Here is an 11,791-nt window from a genome sequence, read left to right as displayed (position 1 = left end):
GTTAGCGAGCAGATTAAGTGTCTACCCATACATTTGAGATCTATTCTTTTAGACCAATATGAACCTGAGCGTTTTCTGAGGTATTAGTGGAGTGATTGGGTTTTGAAAAATCTAAATAGGCTCTTATTGATTCTCCGTCCTTTGAGCTAATTTGAATAGCATTGTAATTGAGCTCATACCCATCACCTACATAGATATTCAATAATTTTTGGTCTACAATTCTAGTTATGACAGCAAAAGAACCGCTAAAAGAAAATCGCTCTTTCTTATTTTCATACAGTTCTTTTTTGTTTTGTGTAATGATAAACTGCTCGATTATTTTACCATCAATCTCGCTAATCACCTTTAATCCCTTGAATTCACCATTATGTAGTAATTTTTCGACTGAAGTAATCGTATTACCCTGAGAAGAAAACGGTTCAAAAACCGCAACAAAAGGACGATTCCAGGCCTCTCCTTGTTGGCGTACAACCAAGGTTGGCGTTGGCATGGAGTTATAGGGCTCTGGGGCTTCGAAGCTTTTTGGCGCTTTAACTTTAGTATAGGTTCTGTCTTCGAACCCTGGTAAGAACACCTTCATATACCTTTTTTTATCCTTGAATTTTTCGGCCTTGAATAAAACCTCTACTGATCTATTATAGGTTTTTGAGGTCATAACATCTGTGAAAAAATGCCATCCGGGATTTCGATAGATACGATTTCTAATCCATTTATCTTTAGCATTCTTTTGGTACCTTTTGGGGTCAGCTTCAAGGGCTAAGTCTTGATTTAAAAAATTTACGGACTCCCCCAAATTGTGATAGAGATAGTCATGGAATTCATTCGGTAACGCTGATTTTGATCGGAAAACGTCAACGTAGTATCCAGTGGTTGGTGATGTTCTAATTAAGGCTAAAGTTCGTTCTTGTTTGGCCTCTGCTCCATCACCACCTCCATCAAAAAAAGTGGTAGTTGTAAAAGAGTAATTGGGAGAAACCGCAGTTTTGGTAGGCATAGGCTCCATCACTTTTAAGCGAACAGTATCCATGCCTAAATTCACCCAGTGTCCCTCTCCTTGAGAGGCACCATTAACGATAACAGTATTATGTGCAGCAAAGAGGCGAGAGTAGTTTTCGTGAATATCCTTGGCATAGCGGCCACGACCGTTATCAATACCCAATACTTTGCCTTCACCATACAATTCAATGTTCATTCCAGAGGCATGCCCATGTACCATAGGTGCACCTCCAACAAAACACATCAAACCGTCATCCGGATTACGAGTGGAACTTATATTGCGTTGAAGGAATATTCCTGCATGAGGCTGTTCATCGGTTCTAGGTAAATCAATTGATTGTGGTTTTTCTTCAAATTCCTCAGAAAACCATAATAAGGCCTCTAAACCATGTCTCGAATAGTTACCTTTTGCCGTTGCACTACCCAATAAGTTTCCAAAACGTTCAACAAGAATGGGTACCTCATCAATTTTACCTAATTCATATGCTGTTTCATAAGCTTGATAGGGAGTTTTATATTTTCTATGCCCATCTCCCCAAAGAATTAAATCACCATTGGGATATACCAAATAATCCAAGCGTTGTAGCGCCCAAGGAATATTCACATAGTGTTGCCCCAGATCTAGACTTGAATCATACTTTACTAATAAGTACATCAATAAGGTTGTGCGCTTTGCAACATCATTCGTGTATTGTGAAGTTTCTGGCCAGATATCTCCTAGCGTTTTATAGCTTTCTGAAATTTTTGTTAGGGCGTCTTGATGTGGTGTATTCTTACTGAGAAAGTAGTTGAGATGCTTATTTCTTTCATCAATATCTTCTAACGCAAGCGCGTTATATACTAAACAATTTGCTTCTAAAACAGGATGATTTGAGTTGATCATTCCATGTTCAACGACTAATTTAGCATAGGTTCGAAAGACTTGTTGTGCTTTTCTTTCAGGAAAAGCTATCATTGATTTTTTACCCACATCATAGGTCTTACCACCTTTCTTAATAAATGCGGCCACAAAATCGTAAGCAATGGGAAATTTTTCACCAATTCGTCTTGATTCGCGCAAGATATCGTCAGGACAAAGCCAACCACCTCGACCTGACCAATTAGAAGGCTCTAATTGAACTATGCCTTGTATTGCAGCACTAAGAATATCAGTCGCACATTGTGCATAAGTCTCTTTCTCGGTCAAATAATACACCACCCCACACTCGATTGCCAGTTGTAAGTATTTTGAAAGTTTATTAAAGTTGGCAAGGTCCGATTCACTGGCATTGTCAAGGTTGCTATGACCTTTAGGGCCATCAATATCTGTGTACGTTAGCGGTGGTGTTTTACCTGGCTGTTCAGCATCCCAATCAAAGGGAAAATCTTTTAAAAAATTCTCCGGTCCTTGTGCATGTATTTTTACGATTGAATCTGCCCTGAATTTGAGTTTTTGAAACGTTGACTTTGCCCAGGCTTTATTTTCAATCTTATCGAGAATGTGGCTTCGCTCGCTGCTCGTTACCCAAATAAAAGGACGCTGTACTTTTTGACCATACATACTTATACTAATGACGAAGCATATGCTATATATCAAAATGTTGAACCTTTGAATCATAAGCGATTTTTATTCAATGCGTTTTACTAAGATCACCCAATCTTTGTCTGTTGCCGACGGCGGACTCCCCAATGCAACGATACCGGTTGCTTTTGTTGATACAATCGACCCTTCAAGAAGGTCTCCACCATTTCTGGGATCAAACCATCTTACAGTAAAAATTTCATTTGAATTTCCCAGATTTAGTTTGATTTTATCTGCTTCCGCTTCGGCGTAAATAACATACACTTCACCTTCTTTCGCAAGACAATACGCTATCTCATCAGCTGTTAGGCTATCATTCGGTTCCATGTCCCAGAACGGAATATAGGTATTGAAAAAATGTAGCGCATGTCTGTTCTGATCCCAAAAAAGATCTCTACTTCTAAAATCCTGGCAGGTCAAGTCTGAATTCGGACTTGCGTAGCCAAAATACCACTCAACACCATAACCTCCGGCCATTAGCGTTCCCCACATGGCCCTTCCCCTGGCATAATTATGTTCTGGGTCTTCATCATCTGGTAATAAAGCAATTTTAGCCTTGCCCGGTTCATCAACGGCCAATGCCCATTTTTTACCGGTTGCATTTGACTTTTCACGCCACTTTAAAACCCTTGGATGTACATCATTGAACTCTTCATGACTTAACTGCAATGAAGCACCTGTTAGTGGTGACTGATCTCCTATGAATGCTTCGTATCTATCATCTTTATTCGGAAATGTATGTATAACTAAGTGGCTATTATAAGCATCTAGCTTCGAAACATAATTGGCTACTTTTTTTACTTCTTCAATGGGTTGATTATTTTCCTCTCCTAAATTCCAATTCATTGCTAAATGATGTCCAAACCTGGCGATCAATTCGCGATAATACAATTTACCCTCTGTACCAAATACACCTTTATCCATTAAATGATCGGTTTCAGTTTCATGTGTTTTAAAGTGTAAAAACATACCTTTCTTTTCAGCGTATTCAAAAATGCGCTCCCACTGCTCAAGCTTAGAAACGTCAAATCGTGTTTTATGAAACATCGTTTCCCAAGCCTCCTTATTTTCTTTGTTTCCGGCATAGGCTTCATAATCACCAATGGAAACTTTCAGTAAATGCGGAAAAATATTGCGGTCATCTCCGTCAACATTGAATGTTAAAAATGAAAAGACATTTAACCCTTCACTTGACAAATAATTGATAGCCCCTAAAAGGTTTTTACCCTTCGTTTCTTGCCAAACAAATGGTGCCGCACTCTCATCATAGTCTCTGGAATGAGGCTCCCATGTTTTTTGAAAACCTAATGCGTTGGTTGACACATCAATATCATTGTATGCTAATAGGTTTTCCGGTGCATCAACACCGAGCTTTATAAAATATTTTTGACTTTCGGCAAACTTTAAATAGGATTCACCTACGTATTGCAGTCGTCCTTTAGCACGATTATCAATACCGGTTTTATCAGATTCAACCACAATAAAACTTCCGGTCTGACCATCCATAAAACCAGCGCTAGAGGCTCCAAAGAAGGTTTCAGCTATGGCAATATTTTCGCCTTTTTTAAAGGATGTTGTGTAGGTCCATTCGCCAATCGCATCTGGGGTAAACCGCACCTGCCATATGTTGCCTGAATCACTACTTGTTTCGGCTGCATTACCATCGGCTGCATAGAATCCCGGAATCACATAGACCTTGTCTTTATTCTTAAATGTGACGTCTAAGCGATAATTTAAAAACGGATTATCTTCAGCTAATTCATTAGATTCAGGGCCTTCAAAATTCAATGTTATTTTATGCCATTTTTTTAGTTCACCTTTCACTTCAACTTCTGCCTGTTTGTGGCATGACATCAATGAAAGAACAGCAATAAATATTAGGAAGTACCTATTCACATGTTATGAGATTAGAACGAATTTATTTTTAGTTGAATGGTATGAGTCCCGGGTGACAACCGTATAGATTCAAAAGCGGATGGTACTTTTTCTCCATTATGGATTAAGTCCTTTCCGTCCAAACCGTTTAGAGAAAACTCGGCGACCATATTCCCCGGAATTTCAATTTCATAGGTTTGAAGTCTAGCTCCATTATAAGTATACTTTCCTTTAATCGTTCCTCTTACTGTTGGTACTTCAATTTCGCTCGATTTTAACTTGCTCATCTGCGGCTTAATAGTTGCCACACCAAATCCTGCTGTTTTAGGTTTTATTCCCCATAATCCTCTTGGGATTACGTTTGCAGGCACAGCACCCCAAGCATGATTCCAATCTAAGTTATTCTTATATTTATTATCCCAAGCTTCAAGAGTAATTGTAGATCCAATTTTTATCATATTGTACCAGCCTCTATCGGAAGTATCAGTCAATAAATCGAGTGCATAATCAGATTCACCAGCATTATATAATCCGTCCATTAAAAATTGTGCGCCATATACACTGCAAGCCATTCCTTTAGATTTTACGTAATTTACAACAGATTCAAGATGTTCTTCAGGAACCAACCCGAAGGCTAAAGGCATCATATTAGCATGTAGTGAAGCATGGTCTGTACCAATTCCATCGACGTATACACCACGCTCTGCATCAAACATCTGTTCGTTCACCGCTTTTTTAGCTTTTGCAGCTCTATATTCAAAGTCCAGAGCCTCTTGCGTTTTACCAAGAATTTTTGCAAATTCTGCCATGATTTTCATGTTCTCATAGAAGAATGAATTAATCACTGTACTGTATGGTTTAAAGACAAAACCGTCACGCTCTCCTTTGGTTTTGCTACCATTAAAGTTTGGTCCTGGCCAATCTACAATATCAGTCAAAGGCTTTTTGTACCCATCAGGAAAACCAAGTTTTTTCATAAAGGCAGCATCAACCTTAGTCGATGTTATTAAACCATCTTCATTAGATAATTCGTATAATGATTTATGCTTTAAGGGTTCGTAATAACGCTTTATGAGTTCTGTATTACCTGTATACATATAGTCTGCGTAAATCAATAGAGGCACATGTTGTTGCCACTCCGTGGGCCATGTAGGATTCTTCATAAAATACTCAATAGTACGTCTTGCAATGGCAAACTCTCTATCTGTAGTATAATGGCTTAATTGATTTAAGTATGCATCGGCTTCATAAGGAATCCGTTCTCGATCACCATCAACATAAAGCCCATTAAACGTAGTGGCTTTTATTGAGTATTTACATAAATCCCAAACTTGATTTAAAATGTTATCATTACTCTCAAAACTACTGGCGTCTTCATCCCAGTAGGTATGAAATGCTAATTGTGTAAAGTCTTCAGCCTTTAGGTCGCTTTGAGCGCCTTCTACCTCTGCATATCTAAATGGTACTAAAGGCGGAAAACCATCTGGTAAAGGCACGGCTTTATTAGCTCTTGTGTTCCGTTCGTCTTCATGAACTTTAATCTGATATTTAGTTTGACCAGGTTTTACATCAACTTTTATTTCTTGATATCGGATATTACTTTTTTTAGGCGGTGTTCTATTTAGATTCCCTTTATCATCGGCCATTTCTCCTACATGTATCGCTAATGTATGTGGTGCTTTGGCCTTATATGTAAAATCCATAGTTGCAAAAGCCGCCTTCCCAAAATCTATAAAATAGAAGTCATCTCTTTTTTCAAACTTTGCAGGTTTAACTTCTGTAGTAACGAATTTATTTTCTGTTGAAATAATGTAGCTATTACTCTGGCCCGTGGTAAATTTTTGAGGTTCAGAATAATCTACCAATCGATTTTCTTGTTCCCAAATTCTAACTTTCCAGTAATACGATTTTCCTATTTCTAAAGCATTACCTGCATACTCAACATCTGTCGATTTCGTGGAAGCCACTCTTCCGCTATCCCAAATATCACCATTATTAGCATCAATTGTAGCTTTATTGGAGGCTATTAGAATTTGATAAGCAGATTGAAATTTTGATGCCACGGGAACCGTCCATCCAAATTCTGGTTTTACATCATATATTTGAACATCAGTGCTTGGCTCTCGTATAAGTTCAACTGTCAAATCAGTTGGTGCCGCTCTGTATTTATTACTGTTTTTCTTAATTAACTCATCTAATTTCGAGCGCAGCTTATCCGCAACAGCTTTGTATTTTTTCTTACCAATTAAGTTTTTGACCTCTTGAGGGTCTTTCTTTAAATTATAAAGTTCCTCAATCGTTTTGTCATTCACATATCTGAAATACTTCCATTCTTCAGTTCGTACACCTTCACTTGGCGGGATTTCACTAAAATCCCAAATATGCTCTATAAAAATCGTATCTCTACCTATTGTATTTGTTTGACCATTTACAATTGGCATCAAACTTTTACCTTGCCATGAATCTGGAGCCTCCACTCCGGCCAAATCTACGATCGTATGTGGTATGTCTATATTTAAGGCCATATCATTAATATCTTGGTGCTTGTTTACTCTTGGATCATAAACGATTAAGGGCACGCGTATGGAATTATCATACATTAGCCATTTTCCGGCGAATTGTCGTTCTCCCAAAAAGTAACCATTATCACCCATTAGGATGATCACTGTATTTTTATCAAGGCCTTTTTCTGCTAGCTTTTTGCGAATTTTTGCAATCTCTAAATCGATTCCTGCAATCATTCGATAATACCCTTTGAGGCTGTGTTGATATTTTTCAGGCGTGTCATAACGCCATGTCCAACGCAATCTATTGAAACCGTCTCTAACAATTTTCGGTTGTGCTTCAAAGTACTTATCATCCCCTAGTGCAGGGCCCGGAATGGTGGTGTCTGCCAATAATTTGGCCGTCGTATTTTGCCAATAGTATTGGTCTTCTGCAGGATCATGGGCATGCGGTGCACTGAAACTTAATGACAAGCAAAAAGGTTTTTCATCACTCGCGTTTGCATCTATAAAATCAAGTGCTTTTTGACCGGTATACCGCGTTAAGTGGACCGTATCGTTATCAATGGTTTTATAATAATAACCCCGCTTATCTTTATATCTGTTATTTCTGTCATATGATTCATACTCATCAAACTGCTTCTCTAAATCATTGTATCGCACCCCGTACTTGCCATAAAAACCGGTGTGATATCCATTATTTTTTAAAAGTGTTGGATATGAATTCGCCATATACTCTTCACGAACATTACCTGTTTGAAAATTGAAATTATGAGCCCGCTCAGTAAGTCCAGTCAGTATGCTGGCTCTACTCGCAGCGCAGATTGGAGTTGTAACGATGCCATTTTTGAAATAGGTTCCTTCTTGCGCCAACTTATCCATCTCTGGGGTTGTAGCATATTTATTACCGGCATATCCCAATGCATCAAAACGCTGATCATCAGTTAAAATAAATATGATGTTTGGTTTCTCATTGCTTTTAACAGAAGCGTCCTGTCCATAAATGGCCAACACATACATGCAATTCAATAAGATGATTATTAGACATTTAAATTTAGAGTGATGCATATTTCTTGATTTAAATAATTGATGATCTACATACAAAAATTGCCTGAACATATTCAATTGATGTAATCTCTCAAACATAGTGGTAAACGCAATCTTTCCTATCCTGTGCTATCCTGAAAATTTAGCAGATAAAAGCGTTTACTAAAACCAAATTTATTCTTTACAATTTCGGTTCCCAACCGGGTTCATATTCTCTTGACCATAACTGCATGGCTTTTCTATCGTAAATTGTTCCAGAAGTTGCATCGACATCAAATGGCTTATTAATTCGAGCTGCAATATTTGCATAGTGTGTTAGCATCTGTGAGACCGCTCCTACTTCAATCGGTGATGTTAATTTCTGTTTACCTCTAATGGTTTCGAAAAAATTAATGGTGTGTCTGGACGTAAGATCTCCACCCCCACCCAATGCAACGCCTCCTTCGGTACCTTCAGTTTTACTGTCTTTAATTAATTTACCTTTTAAATCATATAAGGCATAACCACCACGGTTCACAAAAACAGAACCTTTAGATCCGTAAATAATGGTACCGCGGCCGTGGCCATATTTATTATGTGCATTTCGACTACTTCCATCCCATTGTATCATCTTACCATCAGCAAATTTATAGGTAGCCTCCATTGTATCATACATTTCCCAACCATCGTCTTTAAATTGATGTTTTCCGGCAATAACACTAACCTGTTCCGGGTATTTTACATTCAAGGCCCATCGCGCGATGTCTAGTTCATGTGTGGCGTTATTGCCCATTTCAGCAGTTCCAAAATCCCATCCATACCAATGCCAATTGTAATTCCAGGTATCGTGCATATATGCTTTACGCGGAGATGGCCCTTGAAAAAGATCCCAATCTAATCCTTCAGGTGGTGCCGCTTTGGTTGGAACCGGTACCCGGCCCCTTCCATTTACATAAAAGGCAATCGCTTTGTAGGCATCACCAATAATACCATTGTGAATATCATTAATTATTTGGTTCGTTTCAACTGACGATCGCTGTTGATTCCCCATTTGTACCACCTTATCATATTTTTTTTGAAAAGCCACCACAAGTTCATTTTCTTTCGGATTGTGACTACATGGCTTCTCTAAATAAATATGCTTCCCTGCCTGCATGCCCATACATGCTCCTGGAGTATGCCAATGATCAGGTGTAGCCATAAAAATGGCATCTATATTTTTGTCATCAAAAATCTTACGAATGTCATTTTCAAGTTTAGGTTTATGAGTACTCTTTTCAGCGAATTTGGCTGCTGCCTTTTCTCTTTGACTCTTAAGAACATCACAGAGATATACCAATTTTACGTTGCTTTCTTTTTGAACAATAGGAGCAATAAAAGCAGGATATCTTCTACCCAATCCTTGAATGGCAAGGTTAATTCGATCATTTGCACCAATAATATTACGATAACTTATAGCAGACATTGCATTAATACTGCCGCTTAAACCTACTCCCATAGCCGCCAAGCTCGTTTTTTTTATAAAATTTCTTCTGTTACTACTCATAGTTACATTTATTATTTATTTGGTGGACTTAATCTTAATATTTTTGAAAGTAACGTGATCGCCATGATCTTGTAACAGAATATGTCCGCGTTTAAGTTCACCGAAACTGGGCCATTTCGCATACTTACTTGCTGCAACTAATTTTCTATAATCGCTACTCTTACGCTCATATTCAAGCACCTTCATATCATTTAACCAGTGCTCTACATGATTATTCTTTGAAATAATATGTGCGGTATTCCACTCACCGATAGCATGTATAGGCTTTTGTCTACTTGCTTGTATTAAATCGTATAGAGATGCCAGTGTTCTGCTACCTTCATGACTACCCAATTTTGCGTCGGGATGCTTTAGATCGTCAAGAATCTGGTACTCTAGCCCTATAGATGAGCCTGCACCTTTATTCAATTCAGTATCTACATAATATTTAATCCCGCTATTTGCCCCTTCCGTGATTTTAAAATCAACTTTTAGTTCAAAGTCTTCGAACATTTCTCTGGTAACGATATCACCCCCGGCTTCTGATTCGCCGCCACCTGAAGCCAATACTGTTAGTTCACCGTTATGTATCTCCCATCCTTTCGACGGAAAAGTATCGAGTTTTGCTCCTCTCCAACCCTTTGTAGTTGTTCCGTCCCAGAGTAGCTCCCATCCGTTTTTTTGCTCATCTATCGTCAACTTATTCTTAGTGGTAATCGGTTTGAGAGGGGATGCTGTTGTATATTTAGATACGCTATCGGTTATAATTCTAATATTCTTCCACTGTACTTTTTTGCCGGCATCACTTTTATTTTTAATACTGTGTACCTGTAATCCTATAAATCCGGTAGCCGTTTTACTATCAATCAAAAAAGAGGCCGGTACATTATTGATCCATGTTTTAATCGTGTCTCCATGGGCCTCAATACGAAAAGAGTTCCATTCATTTTGTTTTAATGCTGCACGAGCGTCGTTGTTGTTCTCAAGCGTATGAAGCCATTTTCTCCTTTTTTCATCATAAATACCTCCACTATATGATCGCTTTGAAGGATCTATTTCAACCTGGTAACCATGTACTATGCCATTTCTATAGTATGGAAAACTGTTACTGCGTATTTGCACACCTGAATTCATTGTAGAATCAACTTTGAAGTCTAGCTCCAAAATAAAATCACTATATAATTGCTCGGTGGTTAGAAAAGTATTGGGCGTATTGGCAACTGTTGTACCTGTAATCACTCCATCTTTTAATTCGTAGTTGGCCTGACCTCCTCGAACAATCCAATTATTCAAATTCTCTTTTTCGATTAAATCTACCCAAGGCACTTGTGTTTTAGTCTCGCTACAAGATATTAAAAGTAAGCCAAAAATGCAGTAAAGTTTGACTTTGGGGCGATGTATGTTAAAAATATTCATGAGTGCGTTTTATTTGATGTTTAAAAATAATCTAAATTAAAAATATAACTAACCTGTAGTGTAGGCCTCTCTCGCGCTCGTTCGAATCTAAAAAAATAAGAAACAAAAAACCTCCATTGTTGACAATGGAGGTCTAAACAAATTATAAAATTATTTAACAATTGATTAAGGAATAACTGGATCTGGATACGGTTGATTTCTTACCGGATCTTGAATAATATGACCAATTCCGTTATTAAAAACATAATTATGATTACGTACTCTTTCCCATTGAGATGTCGCCGAAGATGGTAATGGAGCAGGAGCCCTATTGATATCTATTCTATATCTATTATCTCTTCGCATTACTATTATACCATCCTCACCGGGGATAAGAGTTTGAAATACATAATTGACATTAAACTCAAAAAGTGTTGGTATTTGGGCAACATACGTTGTTACAATATGGTATTGTAATATTAGTCTCAAGACTTCAGGGTCAGCCCTTGCCATGACCTGCTCTGGTGTTTCTCCATCCGCCACGCTACTAGAACCGGTTATTAATTGAATAATATCACCTCCACCCGTAAATGCATTATTGTTAAGTAACAAATATGTTCTTTCGGGATCTGTGCCATTGTATTCATCGACCATACCAGCTCTTTCAATAGCTGCGATCATATAATTGAATCGTTCATTATTCAAAGAGCCATCATCATTTAATTCATTTGCAGATTGTATAAACTCCCAAGCTGTTAGCTCGGCAAATGGGTCCGTTGCGTCTACTTCAGGAACAAAATCGAAGCCCTCTTGCAGTTCTAAATCGCATCCTGCGAATAACATCATAAAAGCTACTAGCGGAAGAAACTTAAAATTCATTTTTTTTATAGTTTTCATAATCTAATACTA

6 protein-coding genes are annotated in these 11,791 nt (G+C 38.0%); all 6 read right to left on the bottom strand.

Annotation, left to right across the window (positions count from 1 at the left end; genetic code table 11):
• Nucleotides 1–40: 40 nt before the first annotated feature.
• Nucleotides 41–2,536: an endo-acting ulvan lysase-like protein gene (locus tag AC1EU5_RS10665; RefSeq protein ID WP_480192374.1), complete on the bottom strand. Its 2,496-nt coding sequence runs from the start codon at nt 2,534–2,536 to the stop codon at nt 41–43.
• A 66-nt stretch (nt 2,537–2,602) separates the two neighbouring features.
• Nucleotides 2,603–4,453, bottom strand: coding sequence for a DUF5060 domain-containing protein (locus tag AC1EU5_RS10660; protein ID WP_480192373.1), 1,851 nt, complete (start codon nt 4,451–4,453; stop codon nt 2,603–2,605).
• 11 nt (nt 4,454–4,464) lie between these two features.
• Nucleotides 4,465–8,004, bottom strand: coding sequence for a sulfatase-like hydrolase/transferase (locus AC1EU5_RS10655; protein ID WP_480192372.1), 3,540 nt, complete (start codon nt 8,002–8,004; stop codon nt 4,465–4,467).
• A gap of 160 nt (nt 8,005–8,164) precedes the next feature.
• Nucleotides 8,165–9,508 (bottom strand): Gfo/Idh/MocA family protein, encoded by a 1,344-nt coding sequence (locus AC1EU5_RS10650; RefSeq protein WP_480192371.1) that lies wholly within the window; start codon nt 9,506–9,508, stop codon nt 8,165–8,167.
• A gap of 15 nt (nt 9,509–9,523) precedes the next feature.
• On the bottom strand, nt 9,524–10,903 hold the full coding sequence (locus AC1EU5_RS10645; RefSeq protein WP_480192370.1) for a 3-keto-disaccharide hydrolase: 1,380 nt from the start codon (nt 10,901–10,903) through the stop codon (nt 9,524–9,526).
• Nucleotides 10,904–11,068: 165 nt separating this feature from the next.
• On the bottom strand, nt 11,069–11,779 hold the full coding sequence (locus AC1EU5_RS10640) for a hypothetical protein (RefSeq protein ID WP_480192369.1): 711 nt from the start codon (nt 11,777–11,779) through the stop codon (nt 11,069–11,071).
• Nucleotides 11,780–11,791 lie beyond the last annotated feature (12 nt).

The sequence above is a fragment of the Maritimimonas sp. 2405UD52-3 genome (assembly GCF_056591715.1).
Note: the sequence above shows the minus strand (reverse complement) of the source record. Positions and strands in the feature narration are given on the sequence as shown.